Genomic DNA, 21,582 nt, shown 5'->3' with positions numbered 1-21,582 from the left:
CGAAATTCCTTTTGCGTCACGTGCCACCTTGTCTACACCTTCGCGCATGATTGACCACAACATGTCCGGTAAACTCACCGAGCCCTTTGGTTCATTCCATGAAATTTTGCGTGACTGGGCTGTAGCGAACCCGGATAGGATCGCTCTCGTTGATGAAGCCCGCGAGTGCGCTTGGGCTGAACTTATTTGTGAGATTGAGCGCCTTGCCGCGCGTCTGATCGAAACCGGATTGAAGCGCGGGCAGTCAGTCGCAATCCTCGGCTATTCAAGCGTCAATTATGCACTCGTCTTTCTTGCGGCCGTACGCGCAGGCGGAGTTGCCGCGCCGCTGACGACTTCGGCGTCTCCAGACCAGCTTGAAGGCATGGCCAAGGATTCTGGCGCCCGGCATTTGTTTATCGATGAAGCAAAAGCGGACGAGCTTGGCCCTGACTTTATGGCCGATCTGATCCGTGTGCCTCTGGAAGAGATCAACGGGTGGATGGCTCCAGCGGGAACAACTGCGCCAGATTTTGATCCCGAGCCGGGTGATCCTTTCAACATTATCTATTCTAGCGGTACCACCGGCATTCCGAAGGGCATTGTGCATTCGCACCAGATGCGTTGGCGGCAATTCGGCTCAACGGCCCTGTCATATCTGGAGGCAGGCCTGCCGGTGCGCTCGCTCGCCTCGACGCCACTCTATTCCAACACCACTATGGTCGCATTCTTGCCCCCGCTGCTGGCAGGCGGGTCGGTTCGCATTATGGGCAAGTTCGACGCTCCCAAATGGCTTGCTCACGCGCAATCGGACAAGGCCACCGTCACGATGCTTGTCCCGGTGCAATATCAGCGGCTGATGGATTTTCCGGCATTCGATGATTTTGATCTGTCTTCGATGGCGCTCAAATATTGCACATCGGCGCCGTTTTCTGCCGAGCTGAAAGCAGAGGTGCTGCGCCGAATGCCGGGCGGGTTGATCGAGATTTATTCGATGACCGAAGGCGGTGTCGTTTGCCTGCTCGCGTGTCATGAATTTCCGGATAAACTGCACACCGTCGGCAGGCCAGCTCCGGGTAGCGAGCTTAAAGTGCTTGATGATGATGACAATCCGGTGCCCGCGGGCACGCCCGGCAATCTGATCGGGCGGTCCTTGACGATGATGAGCGGTTACAAAAATCGCCCGGATAAAACCGCAGAGGCGCAATGGACCGATCCGGAGACAGGCGAGGTTTGGATGCGCATGGGCGATATTGGCCGCGTCGATGACCAAGGCTTTGTTGAGCTGGTGGGGCGCGCGAAAGACATGATCATCTCAGGCGGGTTCAACATCTACCCGAGTGATTTGGAAGCCGAACTCGAACAAGAAGGTGACGTCATTGAGGCTGCTGTCGTCGGCATTGCGTCACGGCAATGGGGCGAAACGCCTGTCGGCTTTGTTGTTGTCAAGGAAGGCGGGCGCAGCTGCGATGAGATTTGCGGTGAAGTGAACGCACGGCTGGGTAAGACTCAGCGGCTATCGGTATTGCATCCGATCGATGAAATGCCGCGCAGCCATATCGGCAAATTGTTGAAGACCGATCTGCGCGATCTGGCCGAGAAACTGGACAGATAAAACAACTGGAGCGGCATCCGGATCAAACCGGGTGCCGCTCCAAATTGTCGGCTCGATCACACGATAAGCGTGTTGAGCGAAACCGTGCTGAGGCCGATTGCAATGACAATTGCGACCATCTTTTCGGCGAGAGCGTTCATAGCCCGTACTCCTGATAATTCCCGGAGGCTGACTAGCTGCCGGGCCTGACGAAGCCAGAATGGCTCCGAGGTTCTAGTTACAAATACGAAGCAAGGAGTAATTTTGTTACCGTCGAGCGCATGGTAATTTCCGAGACTTGTGATCGGAAAATTCGATTGCTGGATGATCATTGCTTCGTGCGGGGTGGAGACGCAGCCACCGTTTCGGGGGGGGAGAGAATGGCGGCCGCGTCTCGCTCGCTGCTGGTACGTTACCATTGTAGACGGCCGCAGCGCTGGGGGATTGCGCTGAAAACCCATGCGATGGGGGAGGTCGGTGCAGCGTGCTGGAAGCCAGCTACGCCGATCAGTTCGCATGGTTGGCCGCTCGCCGGTAACAAGCAGACAGGCAGGGCGGTCTCAATGATCCCGCGCTGCGCTTTGCAACCGGTTCGGCGGGGAGAGAGAGTGCCTTAAACCGCGTTGCACGGCCCATATGCTGTTCGATTGCATGAAACTCAAATGCGAAAATATGCAATTTGATTGCGTATTTTGCAACATAAACTGTGTCGCTACGGCATGCTGTGGCTTCGCATGACACGCAGCTCGCGCAAAAGTCGCGCAATAGTTGTCGAAAGCGATAGCGCACGAGGACGGAGGCGCTGGACAGGGGCGAGCTCGCTCCGTAACTCGCATCCATGGACGCAGAGCATCTCCCAGATTCGATCCTGATTGTCGATTTCGGCAGTCAGGTTACGCAGCTAATTGCACGCCGAGTGCGCGAGGCGGGGGTCTATTCCGAGATCGCGCCTTTCACTCTGGCCGAAGAAGCGTTTCAGCGGATGAAGCCGAAAGGAATCATCCTGTCTGGCTCTCCTGCGAGTGTGCCCGACGAAGGCAGCCCGCGCGCGCCGCAAAGCTTTTTCGAGGCGGGAATTCCGATCCTTGGCATTTGTTACGGCCAGCAGGTGATGAGCCAGCAGCTTGGCGGCGAGGTCCGTCCCGGTCATGAAACCGGTGAAGGCGGCGAATTTGGCCGTGCCTATCTGACCGTGACAAAAGACTGCGCGCTGTTTGACGGCCTTTGGAAAGAGGGCGAGCGCCACCAAGTCTGGATGAGCCACGGCGATAAAGTCACGCAATTCGCACCGGGTTTTGAAATTGTCGCGACCAGCGACGGCGCACCATTTGCGGTTATCGCAGATGAAGAACGCCAGTTTTACGGCACTCAGTTCCACCCCGAAGTCGTCCACACGCCCGATGGCGGCAAATTGCTCGCAAACTTCGTCCACCGCGTTTGCGGGCTTGCAGGTGACTGGTCGATGGCGGCGTATCGCGACACCAAGATCCGCGAAATCCGCGATCAAGTCGGCGATGGTAAAGTCATCTGCGGGCTGTCCGGCGGCGTCGACAGTTCGGTCGCCGCGATCCTGATTCACGAGGCAATCGGCGACCAGCTGACCTGCGTCTTCGTCGATCACGGTCTCCTCCGCCTGAACGAGCGCGAGCAGGTCGAAACCATGTTCCGCGATCATTACAATATACCGCTCGTCGTGGTGGACGCCGAAGAGCGGTTTATGGCTGGCCTTGCCGGACAGACCGATCCGGAGAGAAAGCGCAAATTCATCGGCGGCGAATTTATCAATGTGTTCGAGGAAGAGGCCGGAAAGATCGGCGGCGCTGATTTCCTCGCGCAGGGAACGCTGTATCCCGACGTGATCGAAAGCGTCAGCTTCACCGGCGGACCGAGCGTGACGATTAAGAGCCACCACAATGTCGGTGGCCTGCCGGAGCGCATGAATATGCAGTTGGTGGAGCCGCTGCGTGAACTCTTCAAAGATGAAGTGCGCGAATTGGGCCGTGAACTTGGTCTGCCGGATATGTTCGTCGGGCGCCATCCGTTCCCCGGCCCCGGCCTTGCCATCCGTATTCCGGGCGAAGTGACCAAAGAACGCTGCGATATCCTGCGCAAAGCCGATGCGATCTATCTCGAAGAGATTCGCAATGCCGGACTTTACGACGACATCTGGCAGGCATTCGCAGTGTTGCTGCCCGTCAAAACCGTGGGCGTGATGGGTGATGGGCGCACATATGACAGTGTCTGCGGACTGCGCGCTGTCACTTCGACCGATGGCATGACCGCCGATGTCTACCCGTTCGAGGCAAGTTTCCTGACCGGATGCGCCACGCGGATTGTCAACGAAGTGCAAGGCATCAACAGGGTCGTTTATGACTATACGAGCAAACCGCCCGGTACGATTGAATGGGAATAGACGGCAACCTTTGCCCGTCTCGTTCATTCTGATATTTGCCGCTGCAAAGCTCTTATCAACGGGACTCCATTCGTGACCATGAAACTCCGCATATTCGCCGCCGCTTCGCTCTTTATCACAGCGGCCTGCTCGCAAGCTCCGGCAGAGCCATCCGCGCTTACTGAAGGCACATGGACACTGGACGGTTCCGCATCTGAGCTTTCCTATGTCTCGATCAAGGCCGATGAAATCGCCGAGATCAACACGTTTGAAACGGTCAGCGGAAATGTCACGGCAGAAGGCACGGCGACCATTGAAATTGACCTCGCTTCGGTCAGCACCGGCGTGGACATTCGCAACGAGCGAATGCGCGATGTTCTGTTCGTAGTTGCAGACAATCCCAGCGCGACCGTTACGGCTCAGATCGATCCGGCGCCGTTCAAGACTTTGGGTCTCGGCGAAAGCACCAAGACCACCCTTGATGGAACATTGGCGCTGAAAGGTGTGGAGGCACCGTTTCAGGCCGAAGTGACTGTGACCCGCGCCGGCCCGGACCGCGTGCTCGCCGTTTCCGATGCTCCGGTGATAGTCGATGCATCGCGCTACGAACTGGTTGATGGTCTTGCGCAGTTGCAAGAGCTTGCCGGATTGCCTTCAATCACGCCCGTTGTGCCTGTGACATTCTCGCTCGTATTCGAGCGATAAAGCGCACAATTGCCGACGGTCTTCTCACACGCGATTGTGCCATTGGCAATCGCGGTCGCGGCTGGGACGAACCGCATTCCTCCGCGCGTGGCAATCGCCGGGATGGCTTTCGCGGTGCTGCCTGATGCGGATGTGGTCGGCTTCAAACTTGGTGTGGAATATGCCGATGCGTGGGGTCACCGGGGCGCGACCCATTCGGTTGCTTTTGCCGCGATATGCGCAGGCGTTCTGAGTGCATGCTGGCGCGAGGCGCGCAGTCTGATCGCCTTCGCCTTTCTTATTCTCGCGATGGCGAGCCATGGTTTGCTCGATACGCTGACAAGCGGCGGATTGGGCGCCGCATTGTGGTGGCCGTTCGATGATAGCCGCATCTTTGCGCCCGTTACGCCGATCCGGGTATCTCCCATTGGCATGCAATTCTTCTCAATGCGCGGGGTCGAGACCTTGCTGTCAGAACTGAGATGGATCTGGTTTCCTTGTGCCCTTTTCGCATTGGCTGGATTGGGTATTCGGCGAGCAAGGGGCTAGCCAAACAGTTCTGATCGTGCATAATTGACAACGATGACAATTCGCACACTCAAGCTCGCCCTGACCGCTGTTTGCATGACAATTGCACCAGCCGTTCCCGCAATCGCGCACGATCATGCCGCGCCTTCGGCGCCGTCCTGTGATGACGCGCCAATGATTGGCAAGTTCGATCCGAACCGCGATTTGCTGATCGCCAATTATGACAGCAAGCCCGATGTTGATGATCTGCAATCGGTTGCTGGCCTGGGCACAATGCTGGCCGATCCGGCGTTTGCCTGCGTTCGTTTTATCGCCACGGCCGGTGCCTATGGTACGCAGGATGGCGAGTTCATTCCTGCCTCCAAGCTGTTCGATCTGGCCTTTGGCAAAAACTGGGTGGATGCCCATGCAGACCGTGATGCGGCGGTTGCTCGTCTTACCAAAGAAGCCCGCGCCACACTTGAGGCGGGCGGCAATGTGTGGATCACCGAAGCTGGGCAATCCGATGTCTCCGCAGCCTTTATTCGCGGCTTGCCCGAAGAGATGTGGGGCAATGTCCATCTCGTCCAGCATTCCGACTGGAACGAATCTACTACAAGCGAGGTGGACATCTATTTTGTCCGGCGCAAGGTAAGGTACCACCGGATTTCGGACGGCAATTTCGCAGGCAATGGCACGCCGAGTTTCAACACAAACGATGGCAGTCATTGGCCCGCTTTGCTTGGCGATCCCGTCATCGGACCGATCTGGAAAGAAGCAAAGCGCCTATCCGATCTGCACAATCCTACGGCTGCCTATGTCAATCCGGCGGTCAGCGCGGGCGGGCTGGATTTCTCTGACACCGTCGAACCAGCCTATGTCTTCGGATACGAAGGCATGGCAGGTGTGGGCGACTTCGTAGAGCGGTTTGCGCGCCGCCCGTGATCGTGCGATCCGCTTGGCATGGAGTTGCCACTCGGACCTGATCCTCGCACCGATATCTTGCGCCGGATGCAGCCTGCGCTGATCGCGGCATTCGGGCGTATCGTGAGGCCGCCGGAAAAGCGCCGCGATCCTGTTTGGGTGCTGGTACACGGCGTGATCGGTGCACAGACCAAAACCGCCGCTTCCAATGCATCGACAGACGCGCTTTTGGCGGAGTTCGGATCGTGGGAAGCTGTTGCGGAAGTCTCGGTCGAGGAACTGGAGGCGCGGCTCCAGCGGCAAACTTTTCCGAGCGTCGCGGCCAAACGTTTGAAAGACTGCCTTACCTACATCATCAATAAGCGCGGCAGCGCCGATTTGCGGCACTTATCAAATCTCGAAACTGCCGAAGCGATAAAATGGCTTGAGACGTTGCCCGGGGTTGCCCGCAAGAATGCAGCTGGCGTTATGAATGCCTCCACTTTCAACCGCAAAGCCATGGTGATCGACGGGCATCACCGCCGCATCATGCAGCGGATGGGAATCGTCCTGGCGAAAGCGGATACGGCCAAAACCTATGATGTATTGATGCCAATCGTTCCCGAAGAGTGGACGGCTGAGGACATGGACGAGCATCACCTCTTGCTCAAGAAATTGGGTCAAACGCATTGCCGCCCGCGTGCGCCCGATTGCGTGCGCTGTTTCGCGTGCAAAGAATGCGAGACGGGTCGCCGCCGAGACTAGCGATTACTCGCTGTCAGCCAGAATTTGCGCGATCACCTTTTCAGCGTTGTTATTCCCGGGATCGAGTTTCAACACCTGTCTGTAGCTGAGCAGTGCATCGTCGCGTTTGCCATTGGCCAACAAGACTTCACCCAAACTGTCATGCGCATTGGGCGAGTCTGGAAAAGTCTCGGCATTAAAGGCGAGAACTGCAATCGCATCGGCGCCCTTCTTTTGCGCAAGAAGCGAATAGCCGATCGAGTTCAAGAGAGCTTCGGCACTGGTCAAATCATAGAGATCGGCGGAGCGCTCTGCCGATCTATATGCGGCGATGATTTCGACGCCTGTCATGGATTTATAGCCCTTCATCGCCACCTGCAGCGGCAATTGCGGGACATCACCTGACGAGATTTCATCGACGAGCATCCGCGCCAAATGAATCGCGAGTCCATTGTTGTCGCGATCATCGGTGCAGATCATCACGCCAATCTTGCGGTCTGGAGCGTACCGAATGTTGGCGCGTGCGCCCCCACCACTATGGCCGATGGTGAGGACATCGTTTCTGTTTTCGATGACGCTGCCAAGGCTGTAGTCCCCGAAGCGATACGAATCCTCCAGCATCAATTTTTTCCAAGCGTCCGGCGCGATCACGGTCCCATCATTGATGCGCAGGAACAGCTTGGACATATCATTGGCCGTGGTCTGAAATCCGCCCGCGCTCAACAGAAACGCCGGTTCATCTGCGGAGGTCACGGCCGGATGCAGGGTCGCCGAAAGACCAGCTGGCCCGGTAATGTACTCACCAACCAAAGCATCAAATCCTGAGCCTAGCTTGTCCTGTAGGATCATCTCTGCGGTTGCATATCCGGACTGGCGGTAGCGCGAGTATTCGCCCGGTTGGTAATCAAGCGGAAGGTCTCGGACGAGGCGATAGATATCATCGTTGCGAGTTGCAGGGTCAGCTGCGAGTTTGCCGAAGGCGTCCTTGTTCACTGCCATCGGAATGCCAGAGGTATGATTGAGCAGGCGGTAAAACGGTATCGCGCGCCAGGTTTCTGGTGCATCATCGATGTAATCGGCTAACGGCGCATTTAGGTTGAGGCGGCCAGCGGCGGATAGATTTGCATAAGTCAGCGAGGCCAGAACCTTGGTGGCAGAGTATAGCCCGCAAGGTGTTGATACGCTGTAGCGCTCTTCATCTGCGGTCATGCCAAAGCCTGCGGATAGCAGCACTTTGTCTCCGGATACTGCGGTAACGGCTAGCCCCGTGACCTCAAAAGCTTCCATCAATTCGGGGATATTCTCGGCAGTTGTCAGCTGATCCGAAATGACGTCTGCGTCTGGCGGGGGTGGTGCAGGATTGGCATGGACTGCACTTGCCGCAAACAACAACGCCATGCTTGACCAATACATTTTCATTCCTGCACTCCAAGATTGTCTACAGGCGTAGTCGATGCGGTAGACTAGTAATCCTGTCAATCACAAAGCAGCGTACTCGCCTTTGTCATGCCAGTTGCGTCAGTCGGAATGCATGGACCGCTGTCCGAACCGATTGCGAATTTGCGCTTCAGACTGCATGAGGTTCCCGACAAGGATTAGAGGAACCAAACGATGAGCTGGGAAGATCAATTCGCCGAGGACGCCGATCAGCGTGATAGTGAGGCACGCGGTAAATCGCGCAGTGTCACTGTCGGCTGGACTGTCCGTTTCCCCCAAGGTGGGGACGCAATATGGTCCGCGCCCAAGCCCTTTACGCGCAAGGATCCAAAGCCTGCTTCGGCCAAGTCGGTGCAGGTCTGCCCGGCCGCGATTGATTTTGACCGGCGACATTTCGTCATCCCATCGCCCGTGGACCTGACTTTGGGGATTGGCCGCCAGTCCAATGGTCAGCTACAACTCATGGACGTGGACGGCGATAAGTCGGCGATGCGCGCAACGGGCCGCAACAGCATGATGGTCATGCACCCGCCAAGCGAGTGGCGACATCCGGAGCGCCCGATCATCCAGATCGTCGCGCCTTATGTCTTTGTCGCGGATGAGCCTTGCTATGTCGTCCAGACCGCGCCTTACCTCGATTACTTCCCCACCCCGCGTCCTGGTGTGCAGATGGGCGGGCGGTTTCCCGTTCACATCTGGCCGCGTCCGCTCAGCTGGGGCTTTGAATGGCATGACGTGACCAAGCCTCTGGTGCTGAAACGCGGTGAGCCGTGGTTTTATGTCCGGTTTGAAACAGAGAATCCCGGCGCGCATGTCCGGCTGGTCGAGCAGGAACAGACGCCTGAGCTTGAAAAGTACCTCGACAGCATCGTCGATGTCTCGAACTATGTGAACAAAACCTATTCGCTGTTCGGTGAAGCGCGGCGGATCAGGCCGGATAAGCTGCTTAAGCCAAAGAGCTGACCTGCGCGGGAACCGGACAGGTGGGATGTTCGCTCTTGCTGTATGCTGAGCGAAAAACACGTCGAAACGGTTTACCGGAAACTCGCCAAGGCAATGCCGGGGCGCACGAAAAATGCGAAAGGACCGAAAGGTCAGCCTGACGCCTTCCGGTCCTGCATTTCCTGCATGCTCTCCGCGCAATCGCTGGATCGGAACACTGCGGCGGCGACCCGCGCCTTGTTCAAACTGGCCAAAACGCCCGAAGATATGCTCGCGCTGGAAGACGAAGCAATTGCCGCTGCGATCAAGCCGTGCGGGCTTTACAACAACAAAACGAAAAACATCCGCAAATTCTGCACATCTCTGCTCGAAGAGTATGGCGGCGTTGTGCCCGATACTCGCGAAGGGTTGATGAGCCTGCCCGGCATTGGTCGCAAATGCGCGGATATCGTGATGAGTTTCACCTTTGGTAAAGATGTGATCGCGGTCGACACACATGTGCATAGGGTCTGCAACCGGATCGGCCTCACTGATGCCAAGACCGCCGAAAAGACCGCGCAGCAGCTTGAAGAGCGCAGCCCTGACTGGGCCATGGCTGACGGGCATTTCTGGCTGATCCAGTTTGGCAAAAAGGTCTGCCGCGCGCGCGTGCCGAAATGCGAGATTTGCGTGGTGAGCGATCTGTGTGAGACCGGGCCTATCGAGCGCGCAGGGGATCAGGCATAGCCCGTTCGTAACCGCTTCGCGTAATCCCGCGAACACCGTGCGGGATACAGGAGGCTTCGTGCGATCAGCCGCGCTCACATTCATTCTTGCAAGCTTTGCGATCCTCGCTTTTGCGGGCAACTCGCTGCTTGCCCGCGCAGCTCTGGCCGATGGCGCGATAGAGGCGGGGGCGTTTTCGGCTATCCGTTTGACGGCAGGCGCGTTCGTTCTGCTTCCTTTTCTCGGCAGGAAGCCATCTCTGAGCGACGCGCCCGGTGCCATTTCGCTGGCAATTTATGTCGCTGGCTTCTCGCTTGCTTACCTTAGTCTGGGCGCGGGAATCGGCGCGCTGATCCTGTTTGCATGTGTTCAGGCGACCATCCTCGCGATTGGCTATTGGCGCGGTGAAGGTCTTGGTATTCTCGGTTGGCTCGGTCTCGTCCTGGCTTTTAGCGGACTGTTCATACTGCTCGCGCCGGGCGGCGAGGCGGTGGGAATTGGAGCCGCGCTGCTTATGGCAGTCGCCGGTGTCGCGTGGGGTGTCTACACCATTATCGGCCGCAATGGCGGCGATCCGGCGGGCAGTACGGCCCGCAACTTCCTGCTCGCTGCGCCGCTCGTTTTGCCGATGCTGTGGTTCGATAGCGGGATGCCGAGCTGGCATGGTGTGATGCTGGCGGTGATCGCGGGCGCGGCTACGTCCGGTATGGGCTATGTCATCTGGTACAAGGTAACGCCGAGGTTTGGCTTGGGCACGGTGGCCAGCGTCCAACTGGCCACCCCCGTAGTGGCGGCTGCAGGCGGCGTGCTGCTCTTGTCCGAACCGCTCGACTGGCGGTTGGTCGCGGGAGGCGGTTTGATCTTGGGCGGCATCGTGCTGACGATACTTAAGCCCGCAAAGCAGCTCTCCTGACGCTACGGCCTTGGTGCTTGTGAAAACCGCGCTTGCAAGCACGGCAAAGTTCCGCTTGTTTCACGCTCAAACAGAAACCTTCAGGAGAGCGTTCCCATGAAAACCGCCATCACCGAAATGTTCGGCATCCAGCATCCGATTATACAGGGCGGCATGCACTATGTCGGCTTTGCCGAAATGGCGGCAGCGGTTTCCAATGCGGGAGGGCTCGGCATCATTACCGGCCTGACGCAGGGCACTCCTGAAAAGCTCGCGAATGAAATCGCGCGTTGTCACGATATGACGGACAAGCCCTTTGGCGTGAACCTCACTATCCTGCCGACCCTCACCCCGCCTGATTATCCAGGCCTTGTGAAAGCCGTGATCGAAGGCGGCGTGAAAGTCGTCGAGACGGCTGGCCGCAATCCGGTCGAGCTGCTGCCGCCGCTGAAAGATGCGGGGATCAAGGTGATCCACAAATGCACCAGCGTGCGTCACTCCTTGAAGGCACAGGACATCGGCTGCGATGCGGTTTCGGTCGATGGGTTTGAGTGCGGCGGTCATCCGGGCGAAGACGATATCCCGAACTTTATTCTGTTGCCGCGCGCGGCAGATGAGCTCGACATTCCATTCGTTTCCAGCGGCGGTATGGCCGACGGACGTAGCCTCGTCGCATCGCTCGCCATGGGCGCGCAGGGCATGAATATGGGGACCCGCTTTATCGCCACGAAAGAGGCGCCAGTTCACGAAAATGTGAAGAAAGCGATTGTCGAGGCATCCGAGCTCGACACCCGCCTCGTTATGCGTCCGCTGCGCAACACAGAGCGCGTCATGAAAAACGAAGCGGTCGAACGCCTGATCCAGAAAGAAAAAGAGCTGGGCGATGCGATCACCATTCAGGACATCTTGCCAGAGGTCGCGGGCGTTTACCCCAAGATCATGATGGAAGGCGCGATGGACGAAGGCGCATGGAGCTGCGGCATGGTCGCTGGTCTCATCAATGATGTGCCGACCTGTCAGGAATTGATCGACGGTATCATGACCGAAGCCGAAGCGATTCTTGGCCGGATGAATGCCATGTCGGCTGCCTAGGCATTATTCCCTAGTCCCTTCGCCATAAAGGCATGATGACCAGCCTTTATTTTCTGCGCTTGGACATGCGGACTGGCGCATTTGATGCGCATGCAGGCAAAGGGAGTGGAAATGGAACAGCAGATCGGGCTCGATGCGTGGCTGATGCTATGCATCGCGCCATGTGTCATCACATGGGTCTTGGGACCGCTTCGCAGATTGTTGCGGACCCGTGGGAATAGTGTCGGACGCGAACGGGTGGTCCCGGATGTTCAACCTCTTATGTTCACGGTTCCACCGCCGCGAAGCCGGCATACAGAGGGCTTTGATCTGCAAGCTGATTTTGCATTGCCGGGGGTGGTGGGATTTCGGTCCAAATTATCGAGCTCTCAACCTGATCTACCCAAGCCTTCCGGCATAGGAGGTGCTGAGCCGGGGATTTCGGGTGAGACGCCCAATTCACCCCGGATGCGCGCAAGCGAACTTACGGCGCGGCAAGGGTGAATCGGTAGCGAGTTAGCTCGATGATTTGGCTTGATCTGCCTTGGTATACGGCACGAAGTCATCAAAGAAGACGGCCCCATTGAACATGCCAAAGCTACGATCAACGGTGTGCACTATGTCCAGTTTACAAATCTGGCTGGCGTTGAACCGGCGCGAGACGAGAATATCATCACGGTCGATCTTGTCAGGGTGGCGGGTCCGTTGAACATAAATCGTGCGGCCGCTGCCATAAACATAGGCGGTATCATCAATAACGCGAAGGCGCTCATTCGGGCGGGTGCGGATACAGCGGGTTGGCTCTCCGGCTACGCGCCCTTCAAGAATATCGGCGAGCTTCTTTTCGCCTTTGGTCATTTCTGTAGCGGCATCTTCGCCGCTTTGATCATCGGCAACCGCCGGCTGACCAACCAAAAGGGCAAGCGCAGCAGCGCCAGTGAGGGCGAAAGCCTTGCGTGGGGTCGACATCATGCATTCTCCTTTGGCCTGAACTTTGTAAGAGTATGTATCATACAATGAACGCGCGATGAGCGGCGATGTGCCCGATCAAATACGCTCTATCTGCAAGTCTACCGAGAATTTCGGAGTGCTGCTGTAGTTCTTTTCATGCAGTTCCAACTCGATCGACGTTTCTGTACCGTCCGAATGCTCGATTTCCGCTTCGTAGCTGCTCAAGATTTTGACCTTGCCATAATCATTGGAGTCTTTTGTTTCGAAGGGCGTCGCAAGACACTCTTTGATCCGGATGCGATAGGCAGAAAAGAGCGCTCTTGCGCCTCGTTCATCACCTTCAAAAGACCATTCGCAGTTAAGCTCGAGGTCTTCCTTGCCAGGGACTATCTCGCAATATGTCGCGTTGCGGAAAAAGGTTTGCTTGCCGCGGTAGGTCAAATCGAGCGTGTCTTCGCGGTTGATCTCGATAGCAAGCCCGCGAACCTTGGATTTTGCGCCCGACATCAGGGCGGAAATGACGTCGCAATCGCGATCTGCAGCAACAGACTGCGCGGGCAGTGTGAGCGCCAGTAAAGAAGCAAGAACGACCGCTGGTTTACCGATGGCCGGGATCCGCGCCTTCGGAAATGTCCGGCAGGCTCGCCTGATCCACGCCATCAGCGGGGCCGCCTTTCAGCACAAATCGCCGGTCGCAATATCCGCAATCGACATAGCCGTGCTCGTCAATCTCCAGATAGATGCGCGGGTGGCCGAGGGCGGCGGGGCGATAATTCTCGCCTGCGCGGATGCCGCTGGAGCCATCACAGCTAACGCGTTTGGTTTCGACAAGCAGGGTTTCTGGTGGAGGCATGTTCATAGCGCTTTAGCGAATAATCCCGCCCGCCGTTTAATTCAATCGCTATTGCGCCCTGCATCCACGCGAGCGGCGCAGACTCAGATGCTTGCCGAGCGCGGGCAGCTCAACTAGGGCGGGCCGCATGTCTACGCCCCCAGCCATCAGCATCGATAATCTCGTCAAACGCTATGCCGCGCCGAAAGGTGCGAAAGGCGCCGACGCGGAAGGCAAACTGGCTCTGAACGGGGTCAGTTTTGACGTAACCGAAGGATCTATCTTCGGCCTGCTTGGCCCCAATGGCGCGGGCAAATCGACGCTGATCAATATCCTTGCCGGGCTGGTAAACAAGACCAGCGGATCGGCGAATATCTGGGGCTTTGATATTGATGAACAGCGCCGCAATGCCAGCCGCGCCATCGGCATCGTCCCGCAGGAAATCGTCTTTGATCCCTTCTTCACGCCATATGAAGTGCTGGAAAATCAAGGCGGGTTTTATGGCATTGCCGGTAAAGACAGGCGCAGCGAAGAATTGCTGGCGGCAGTGCGCCTTGCGGATAAACGCAACGCCTATGCCCGCACATTGTCAGGCGGGATGAAACGCCGCTTGCTCGTGGCAAAGGCGATGGTCCATTCGCCGCCGATCCTTGTGTTGGACGAGCCAACCGCCGGCGTTGATGTCGAATTGCGCCGTCAGCTGTGGGAGCTCGTTACGGAGATGAACCGCGAAGGCGTTACGGTGGTTCTTACTACGCATTATCTCGAAGAGGCCGAGGAGCTGTGCGACGAGATTGCCATCATCAATCACGGTGAGTTGATCGCGCATAAGCCGACCCGCGAACTGGTGGATATGGCGCGCGAAAAGATCGTGGCAGTCACGCTGGCCGATGATTTGGCGCAGGCCCCTTCGCATGAGGCATTCAGCAAGGTGGCATTGTCGGGCGAGCGCGGCGTCGAAGTGACGTATAACAAGGATCAACTCAACGCTGGACAGGTGCTCGCGATCCTTCAGGAGCAGGGGCTAACCGTCGAAGACGTGACCACCCGCGAAGCCGATCTGGAGGATGTGTTCGTCCAGCTGACCGGCTCGGGCGCGTAATCAGCTCCGGAAATTGTTTGAGCATCGTCTTGCTCGCTTCGGCTCAATCGCCGAGGCCTTTTTCCAACGTCCAATGTTCGGGCTGGGTTTCGAGGCATTTGCCTAACTCCGCGACGGCCTCATCGCGCAATACGCTGCGAAACTCGATCACGACCGGGCCTTCTGTCTCTGTTTGAAGGAGTAGATCGCCGCTGACTTTGAACACGTCGAAGTCAATCTTCAGATTGTTGAGTTTGGCGACATATTGGAAGAACCCTTCGGGTAGGCTTTTCTTCCCGAAAGGAACGGTCGAGGCGGCGATGCCATCCTTCGTGAATCTCCGGAGCGTCATATCGCCGCCGTGGGAACCCATGTCACGATCTGTGAAGATCAGCAGGTCACTCGTGATCGTAGTTTTGCCGATAATGATGGCGAAGCCGTTGAGGTCAGTCTCGCTAAACCAACGCAGAGTGCAGGTTGTCTCAAAGCGCGAGACGATTGCAAGTTCGCCGCCATCCTCCTTTTGGAACAAAGTGACTTTATTGGAACTCTCCTGCGCCAGTGATGGCGCTGAGCTGGCAAGGCTAGTAAACGCGCACAAAGCGAGCATTTTTGCAGAAAATACGAGATGATTGAATGACATGGAGCGCTCCTGAATTGCGGCCTTGATACCGGATTGCGCCTGCAAACCTTGTAAGTTCGCGACACCGCGCGCATCGTGCCTGCAACATGGACAAGGGAGCGGAAATGAAGCTGCATCGCGGGAAAGTAAGCGCTAGTCTTGTGATGCTGGGTTGCTCGGCTCTGGCCGGGTGCGGCATCGGCATGTCAGACAAGTCCACCAGTCCTCAATCCTCACCCGCTGATCCGATGGCGGGAATACCTCGGGCCGAACAACCTGCCGATTGCCCAAGCGAAGGTGCGGCTTTGCAAGTCTTGGGCAGCGGTGGTCCGATTGCCGAGGCTAGCCGTGCGGGCACATCCTATCTGCTCTGGATCGATGGAGAGCCCAAGCTTCTGATTGATGCAGGCTCCGGCAGCTTTTTGCGTTTTGCCGAAGCGGGCGGAAAGGTTGCGACGTTGGATGCGATCTTGCTGACTCACCTCCACGCGGATCATACAGGCGATATTATCGACATTCTCAACACTGGCGGATTTGAAGGCCGGACAGAGCCTCTTGCGATTGTGGGTCCTGCCGAAGCTCCGCGCTTCCCCGCAACCAGTGAATTTATCGAGCGGTTGCTTTCCAAAGACAGCGGCGCCTTTGCCTATAATGGCGGCTATGGCGACGGCACCGAGGGTAAGGCGCAATTGGAAGTGCGCGATGTTCCTTCTTTTGGCGGGAACGGTGAAGTGACGCCTCTTGATGTGTCGAATGCCTTTTCCGCAATCGCCTATCCCGTCGATCACGGCCCTGTGCCCGCATTGGCTTACGAGATAGAGGTTGGCGATAAATCGATTGTTATCGCGGGCGACCAAAGCGGGCGTTCAGTCGTGTTTCAAACCATGATGGAGGATATTCGTCCGGCGATCCTGTTCGCGCATCATGTGATCAATGGCGAGGATGGCCAGCCGCGCGGGCTCCACCGGACGCCTGCTGAAATCGGTCAGCTTGCAGGCGCGATAAAGCCGGAACGGCTGGTGTTGACCCACAATATGGAGCGATCACTCAGCCGGATTGACGAGGGTTTGGAGGCAATCGGCCAAAGCTATTCGGGCGATGTCAGCGTGGCTGCTGATCTGGATTGTTACGCGCTGTAATTCCTCACGCGCTCAATATCCCGGCGCAACTGGCTCTTGCGAAAGCCGCGACCGGACAGCAAACGTTTCCAATCCGGCAAGTGGTCAAAATGCTGCAACTGCCGGTGGTAATAATTGATGTATTCCAGCACCGTCAGGATTGCAGCGGAGGTCGCGACCCATTTGTCTGCCGTACCGACCGCCCATCCGGGAACAGTCCATGCGCCTGCCGCTGCGAGCACAGCGATAATGCTGCCTGCGGCCATGGGCATATCCAACTGCGCCAATTTGCTGACCATATCATCGGGTGAGATGCCGCGCTCGATCTGGTGCAACTTTGCCCGCCAATAGAGTGTTCCGATGGCGAGCAAGGCCATCATCGGAACCAGTGCGATTAAAGAAGTTGGCCCAACCTGTCCGCCTGCGAACAGAACCATCGCAATCGGGACGATCGCAATGTTTGCGCCTTCCATCTTCCAATACATGGTGAGGCGGGCAATCAGGCTTTGCCTAGCTGCTGTCTGCGCGGGTTTTCCCATCAAGGCAGCTTGGCGGCAATATGCCGGGGGTTCAAGCGGTAGCCGTGTCCCGCTTTGACTTTGCTGGTCGTCGCCACTTGCCGCTGGTCACGCGTTTGATCGATTTCCTGCAATTGCGGCATTCACCAACATAGCTCTCACCGTTCCAGACAACACCACGGCGACGTGGTTTATGCTGACCTGTGAGGCATCTAGCAAATGAAATAACAGACATGGGAGAGGTCACCTTTTTCCTCAAGCTTGGACAGTCGGCAAATGAACCGAATGGATAGTGCGACCTGATACGTAAAATACCGTAATTGTGCGCTGCAGCAAGAGAGATTTTACAAGTGATTGGTTTCCTTCAATTCACTGCACCTGAAGAGCACGAACTCTTGCCCTGATCGCCTTTGCGGGCCATGGCTTTGCCGCATGAGCACAGCGACTAAAGACTATGATGTCATCGTGATTGGATCGGGCGCAGCGGGACTGACCGCTGCGCTGGAATTGGCTGAGACCAAGCGGGTGCTGGTGCTCGCCAAAGGTTCGCTAACCGGCGGATCGACCGCTTGGGCGCAGGGCGGCATCGCTGCTGTGCTTGATGCCGGTGATACATTTGACAATCACGTGCGTGATACGATGGTCGCGGGCGCGGGTCTCAACGACATTGAAACGGTCGAATTTGTGATCGAGGGCGCGCCCAAAGCGATTGATCGATTGTGCGAGCTGGGCGTGCCGTTCAACCGCGATGAAGATGCGCTGCACCTCACCCGCGAAGGGGGGCATTCGCACCGCCGCATCGTCCATGTGAACGATGCAACTGGATGGGCCGTTCAGGAGGCGCTGCTGAAAGCTGCCGAAGCCTCATCCAACATCACGCTGGCGCCGGGGCGCACTTGCATCGATTTCATCACAGACCGTCACCGCGAGAAATTCTCTGCGGCCGGGCGCGTATGGGGCGTGTACGCGCTCAACACCGAAAACGGGCGGGTCGAACGCTATATCGCCCGCGCCACAATCCTGGCCGCTGGCGGAGCGGGGCGCGTGTACCAGTTCAGCACCGCACCACGCGGCGCGACCGGCGACGGAATTGCGATGGCATGGCGTGCGGGCGCGCGTGTTTCCAATATGGAAATGATGCAGTTCCACCCGACCTGCCTGTACAATCTCGAAGTCAAAAACTTCCTCATAACGGAGGCCGTGCGCGGCGAGGGCGGGCACTTGCTCCACCCCGAAACCGGCCATCGTTTTATGGCGGATTATGATCCGGAGCGGATGGAACTGGCCCCGCGCGATGTCGTGGCGCGCGCCATTGATGACCAGATCAAACGCTTTGGCTTGGACTACGTCCATCTCGATATCAGCCACAAGCCCGCCGACTTCGTGAAAGAGCATTTCCCGACCATTCATGAGAAATTGAGCGGCCTGGGCATCGATATGACAACCGGCCCGATCCCGGTCGTGCCGGCGCAGCACTATACCTGCGGCGGCGTGGTTGTGGACCTCAAAGCCCGCACCGATTTGCCCGGTCTGTGGGCGGCTGGCGAAGTCACCGAAAGCGGATTGCACGGCGCGAACCGGCTCGCCTCAAACAGCCTGCTGGAATGTTTCGTATTCGGCGAAGCGGCAGCGGATGACATTCTGGCGCGATGGGATGAATTGACCGAGCCGCCCGCCATTAAGCCGTGGGATGAAAGCCGCGTTTCGGACTCCGACGAGCAGGTTGTCATCAAACAGAACTGGACCGAAATCCGCCGCTTTATGTGGAACTATGTCGGTATTGTCCGCACCACCAAACGGCTGGAGCGGGCCAAGCACAGGATCGAATTGCTCACCCGCGAGGTCGAGGATTATTACGGCAGTTTCGTTGTCACGACCGACCTGATCGAGCTGCGCAATCTGCTGCAATCAGCCGAACTGATCGTGAAGAGCGCGCTCGAACGGCACGAAAGCCGCGGGCTGCATTACACGCTCGATTATCCGGAAATGGATGATGAAGCACGCGATACGGTGCTGGTGCCTTGATCATCGCGCGCGCCTTGCTTGCCGGCATTTGTTTGGCCTGTGCAGCGATTATCAGCGCGCCCGCATCCGCCACCCCGCCTGACGTCATCGACATTCACGAACGGCCATTCGGCGTCAGCGATACGCATTTGTTTGTCCTCCGATCATCAAGCGACAATCTGGGCCTGCATGAAAGTCTGAGAGTTGAGACGTTTCTGGTCGCGATCGACCTGAAGAGCGGCGCTGAGAAAATGTGGGTGATCGACCGGCTCACGCAGTACCGCGACTATGCCGAGAACGGCGATCAACTGGACTATGTGACGAAGCGGGATGATGGGCTGAAGCTGGTCAATCCCTATGCGGTTTTGATTGAGTATGGCGCAGTACCGTGGGATGGCGTCACGCGTATCGGCAGCGGCTGGATTGAGCCGCAGATCGTTCAGAGCGAGGCCGCAATCACTGTCACGTACGGCGAAGATACGACATTCCATGTCACTGCGGAGGCGCTGGCAAGCAAGCTGGATGGCCTGCATACATTTATGACGAAAAACGTCGCCGATCACCAACGCCTGTCAACCATCTCCACACGCGAAATGTTCGCCGACCGGGGCATCCCCGTTACGGCATGCAAGCCGCAAGAGGTGCTCGATTACTGGTCTATGGGAGAAGGCCCCGGCAAGCTGTTGCGGGTGGTTTGCACCTTGGGCGAGGATGATGGGGTGACGGTGATGGTTGTGCCGTTGGAGGATGTTGATCAGCCAGAAAAAGAAGCTGTAACACGCGATGCGGAACTGGTGCGTTGATTATCACCCTTGCACCTCAAGAATTGGAGTGGATTGATCCACTTGTTAATTTCTTAGCTGTCCTGCTGGGCGCAAGTTTAGCTTGGGGAACGACGTACTTTTTTGCGCAAAAAGCGCGAAATGAGAATGACTTAGCCGTTGCATATAGCCTCGTTTTCAAAGTCAATGAACTTTGCGAGCGTATTTACAGGCTCGATAGGCATATTTCTAACTGCGTTCCAAAGAATGACGACGGTGGTTTTGAAAAGCCAGCGTGGCCAAGAATTCTCGACGTCATAGGTTTCTCAAGACCGCCTGAAGCAATCACGTCAAACGAGCTCGCACTTGTTGCCCGGACCAAAGACAATGAACTTACAATGGCGATCAAAGAGCTTGAGAGTGGCCACAAAATCGCTTTCGAATGCTTTAATCGGATCATCGAGTACAAGGGCGTGCTCGCCGAAAGTGGTTTCGCGACAAAAGCCGATGGTGACGTCGTTTCATTTGAGGCGACGCAAGAGCAATACGCAAAACTTGCCCCAACCTTTATAGGATTGGAAAGTGGCGGAGACGGGTTAGTCGAGATGCTCCCGGGCATTCGTAAGAGTTCACAGAAAATTGCGCAGTCTCTTGGCCCGAAGCTGAAGGAGCACTTCGGTTTCAAGCATTTTGTTGCAATCTCTTTCCCCAATGAGGACAACTGAGGAGAGAGTATACAGGAAAGGGTAATGTTGCCACGCTGAAGGAAGGAAAATGCGCGCACTCATCTTTCTTACGCTTTGTATCTCCGCTCAGTCTATTGCTGCCCAAGAACCCCCCACCCAAAACGAAATCGTCGTCGCCGCGCAGCGCTCGGGTGCGCCGATGTGGACGATTTATACTGACACCGGCACCGTTATTCTGGTTGGTGAAATTCGCGCTGTGCCTGAAAGTACGCCGTGGTTTCCCGACCGGCTCAAGGACGCGACTGGCGAGGCCGACCGCGTTATCATCCGATCACGGCCCAAGATTTCTCCCGGTGATGTTTTTCGCCTGATCTTTCGTGGGGGCAGTTTTACCAAGCTTCCCGATAAAAGCGTCGCTGCCGACTACCTCGATCTGGATCAGCGTGCGCGGTTGGCTGCGCTCGAACAACAATATGACAAGGATTATGATCGCGGCAGCTTCCTGATGACGGCGTTCGATCTGCTTGCGCGTAGACTCGATTTTGATGACGACACGCTGGATGATGACGCGACCGACATTGTGCGCAAGGCGGCGAAGAAAGCTGATGTGCCAATAGAGCGGCCTGAGCGGTTTCGCGGTGAAGACCTGCTCGATAATCTGGCCGAGGCGCCGCCCGCCTCGCACATTGCCTGCCTCGAAGCGGCGATGACCGCGACAGAAATGGGCCCGGATATCATTGAGAAACGCGGCGATGACTGGCGCAAGTTCGATATTCCTGCCGTGATGGAAAACCCGCTTGAGGTGGCCCTGGGCACATGCTGGCCGTGGGCTGATCCCGAACTGGGCGAGGATATTCGCGCGACATGGATCGACATGATCGAAGGTGCGGCTGCTTCGGACGGCACCACGGTCGCTGTCGTCCCTTTACGGGTGCTGGCCGAGAGCGAGGGTGTGCTCGACAGTCTGGAAACGCGCGGCTTTGAAATTGGTGGGCCGCTCTGGCGGTGACGCCGCAGGCCGACATGCTTGGGCGGGCCTAATGCAGTTTATCGGCTCTCAGGCGTCTTTGGACGACATATTACGTCGCCAGACGATCACCGATTGAAAGAATGCTTCTTTAAGGCGACTCCAGCTCCGACGCGGTGAGCACCCCTAAAG

At 57.1% G+C, this 21,582-nt stretch carries 22 protein-coding genes; 16 read left to right on the top strand and 6 right to left on the bottom strand.

All coding sequences use genetic code 11. The features are described from left to right. Positions 1-46: 46 nt before the first annotated feature. The 6 genes from MWU39_RS12700 (at position 47) to MWU39_RS12675 (ending at position 6,824) form a co-directional block, all read left to right on the top strand. On the top strand, positions 47-1,594 hold the full coding sequence (locus MWU39_RS12700) for a class I adenylate-forming enzyme family protein (RefSeq protein ID WP_247160508.1): 1,548 nt from the start codon (positions 47-49) through the stop codon (positions 1,592-1,594). A gap of 817 nt (positions 1,595-2,411) precedes the next feature. Then, positions 2,412-3,986 (top strand): glutamine-hydrolyzing GMP synthase, encoded by a 1,575-nt coding sequence (gene guaA, locus MWU39_RS12695; protein ID WP_247160507.1) that lies wholly within the window; start codon positions 2,412-2,414, stop codon positions 3,984-3,986. Between the two features lie 78 nt (positions 3,987-4,064). After that, positions 4,065-4,670, top strand: a complete 606-nt coding sequence (locus tag MWU39_RS12690) for a YceI family protein (RefSeq protein WP_247161085.1) — start codon at positions 4,065-4,067, stop codon at positions 4,668-4,670. A 9-nt stretch (positions 4,671-4,679) separates the two neighbouring features. Beyond that, the gene (locus MWU39_RS12685; RefSeq protein ID WP_247160506.1) at positions 4,680-5,198 is read left to right on the top strand and encodes a metal-dependent hydrolase; all 519 of its coding nucleotides are present in this window, start codon (positions 4,680-4,682) and stop codon (positions 5,196-5,198) included. A gap of 33 nt (positions 5,199-5,231) precedes the next feature. Next, on the top strand, positions 5,232-6,101 hold the full coding sequence (locus MWU39_RS12680) for a hypothetical protein (protein ID WP_247160505.1): 870 nt from the start codon (positions 5,232-5,234) through the stop codon (positions 6,099-6,101). An 18-nt stretch (positions 6,102-6,119) separates the two neighbouring features. Then, the gene (locus MWU39_RS12675) at positions 6,120-6,824 is read left to right on the top strand and encodes an endonuclease III (protein WP_247160504.1); all 705 of its coding nucleotides are present in this window, start codon (positions 6,120-6,122) and stop codon (positions 6,822-6,824) included. 3 nt (positions 6,825-6,827) lie between these two features. Here MWU39_RS12675 and MWU39_RS12670 read toward each other — a convergent pair whose 3' ends face one another. Beyond that, positions 6,828-8,216 carry a serine hydrolase gene (locus tag MWU39_RS12670; RefSeq protein ID WP_247160503.1) on the bottom strand — a complete coding sequence of 463 codons (1,389 nt, stop codon included), beginning with the start codon at positions 8,214-8,216 and terminating at the stop codon, positions 6,828-6,830. A gap of 198 nt (positions 8,217-8,414) precedes the next feature. Between MWU39_RS12670 and MWU39_RS12665 the strand changes: the two genes are divergently transcribed. The 4 genes from MWU39_RS12665 to MWU39_RS12650 all read left to right on the top strand — a co-directional run bounded on the left by MWU39_RS12665 (position 8,415) and on the right by MWU39_RS12650 (position 11,871). Beyond that, a complete protein-coding gene (locus tag MWU39_RS12665) occupies positions 8,415-9,203 on the top strand; it encodes a hypothetical protein (protein ID WP_247160502.1) in 789 nt (262 codons plus the stop codon). A gap of 42 nt (positions 9,204-9,245) precedes the next feature. Next, entirely contained in the window at positions 9,246-9,908 is a 663-nt protein-coding gene (gene nth, locus MWU39_RS12660; RefSeq protein WP_247160501.1) for an endonuclease III, read from the top strand. 58 nt (positions 9,909-9,966) lie between these two features. After that, positions 9,967-10,800, top strand: a complete 834-nt coding sequence (locus tag MWU39_RS14610) for a DMT family transporter (RefSeq protein WP_247160500.1) — start codon at positions 9,967-9,969, stop codon at positions 10,798-10,800. 96 nt (positions 10,801-10,896) lie between these two features. Next, positions 10,897-11,871 carry a nitronate monooxygenase family protein gene (locus MWU39_RS12650; RefSeq protein ID WP_247160499.1) on the top strand — a complete coding sequence of 325 codons (975 nt, stop codon included), beginning with the start codon at positions 10,897-10,899 and terminating at the stop codon, positions 11,869-11,871. A gap of 495 nt (positions 11,872-12,366) precedes the next feature. On the opposite strand, the gene MWU39_RS12645 is transcribed toward MWU39_RS12650, so the two are convergent. The 3 genes from MWU39_RS12645 to MWU39_RS12635 all read right to left on the bottom strand — a co-directional run bounded on the left by MWU39_RS12645 (position 12,367) and on the right by MWU39_RS12635 (position 13,660). After that, the gene (locus MWU39_RS12645) at positions 12,367-12,822 is read right to left on the bottom strand and encodes a hypothetical protein (RefSeq protein WP_247160498.1); all 456 of its coding nucleotides are present in this window, start codon (positions 12,820-12,822) and stop codon (positions 12,367-12,369) included. 75 nt (positions 12,823-12,897) lie between these two features. Next, positions 12,898-13,308 (bottom strand): hypothetical protein, encoded by a 411-nt coding sequence (locus MWU39_RS12640; protein ID WP_247160497.1) that lies wholly within the window; start codon positions 13,306-13,308, stop codon positions 12,898-12,900. Between the two features lie 91 nt (positions 13,309-13,399). Further along, positions 13,400-13,660, bottom strand: a complete 261-nt coding sequence (locus MWU39_RS12635) for a zinc-finger domain-containing protein (RefSeq protein ID WP_247160496.1) — start codon at positions 13,658-13,660, stop codon at positions 13,400-13,402. Positions 13,661-13,781: 121 nt separating this feature from the next. On the opposite strand from MWU39_RS12635, the gene MWU39_RS12630 reads away from it, so the two are divergent. Beyond that, on the top strand, positions 13,782-14,735 hold the full coding sequence (locus MWU39_RS12630; RefSeq protein ID WP_247160495.1) for an ABC transporter ATP-binding protein: 954 nt from the start codon (positions 13,782-13,784) through the stop codon (positions 14,733-14,735). 43 nt (positions 14,736-14,778) lie between these two features. On the opposite strand, the gene MWU39_RS12625 is transcribed toward MWU39_RS12630, so the two are convergent. Then, positions 14,779-15,357 (bottom strand): hypothetical protein, encoded by a 579-nt coding sequence (locus tag MWU39_RS12625; RefSeq protein ID WP_247160494.1) that lies wholly within the window; start codon positions 15,355-15,357, stop codon positions 14,779-14,781. 104 nt (positions 15,358-15,461) lie between these two features. Here MWU39_RS12625 and MWU39_RS12620 point away from each other — a divergent pair, with 104 nt between their 5' ends. After that, positions 15,462-16,475 carry an MBL fold metallo-hydrolase gene (locus tag MWU39_RS12620; RefSeq protein ID WP_247160493.1) on the top strand — a complete coding sequence of 338 codons (1,014 nt, stop codon included), beginning with the start codon at positions 15,462-15,464 and terminating at the stop codon, positions 16,473-16,475. On the opposite strand, the gene MWU39_RS12615 is transcribed toward MWU39_RS12620, so the two are convergent. Beyond that, positions 16,463-16,993 carry a hypothetical protein gene (locus MWU39_RS12615; RefSeq protein WP_247160492.1) on the bottom strand — a complete coding sequence of 177 codons (531 nt, stop codon included), beginning with the start codon at positions 16,991-16,993 and terminating at the stop codon, positions 16,463-16,465. The two genes, MWU39_RS12620 and MWU39_RS12615, sit on opposite strands and share 13 nt — an antisense overlap. A gap of 411 nt (positions 16,994-17,404) precedes the next feature. On the opposite strand from MWU39_RS12615, the gene nadB reads away from it, so the two are divergent. From nadB to MWU39_RS12595, 4 genes are read left to right on the top strand one after another with little or no spacing between them, the layout of a single operon-like run. Continuing rightward, complete coding sequence (gene nadB / locus MWU39_RS12610; protein ID WP_247160491.1) at positions 17,405-18,997, top strand: L-aspartate oxidase; 1,593 nt, start codon at positions 17,405-17,407, stop codon at positions 18,995-18,997. After that, entirely contained in the window at positions 18,994-19,779 is a 786-nt protein-coding gene (locus MWU39_RS12605; RefSeq protein ID WP_247160490.1) for a hypothetical protein, read from the top strand. The genes nadB and MWU39_RS12605 overlap by 4 nt, the downstream gene beginning before the upstream one ends. Further along, positions 19,776-20,462 carry a hypothetical protein gene (locus MWU39_RS12600; RefSeq protein ID WP_247160489.1) on the top strand — a complete coding sequence of 229 codons (687 nt, stop codon included), beginning with the start codon at positions 19,776-19,778 and terminating at the stop codon, positions 20,460-20,462. Before MWU39_RS12605 ends, MWU39_RS12600 begins: the two co-directional genes overlap by 4 nt. Before the next feature lie 49 nt (positions 20,463-20,511). After that, positions 20,512-21,432, top strand: coding sequence for a TraB/GumN family protein (locus tag MWU39_RS12595; protein WP_247160488.1), 921 nt, complete (start codon positions 20,512-20,514; stop codon positions 21,430-21,432). The last annotated feature ends 150 nt before the right edge of the window (positions 21,433-21,582 follow it).

It is taken from the genome of Erythrobacter sp. F6033 (genome assembly GCF_023016005.1).
Taxonomy (GTDB): Bacteria; Pseudomonadota; Alphaproteobacteria; order Sphingomonadales; family Sphingomonadaceae; genus Erythrobacter.
Note: the sequence above shows the minus strand (reverse complement) of the source record. Positions and strands in the feature narration are given on the sequence as shown.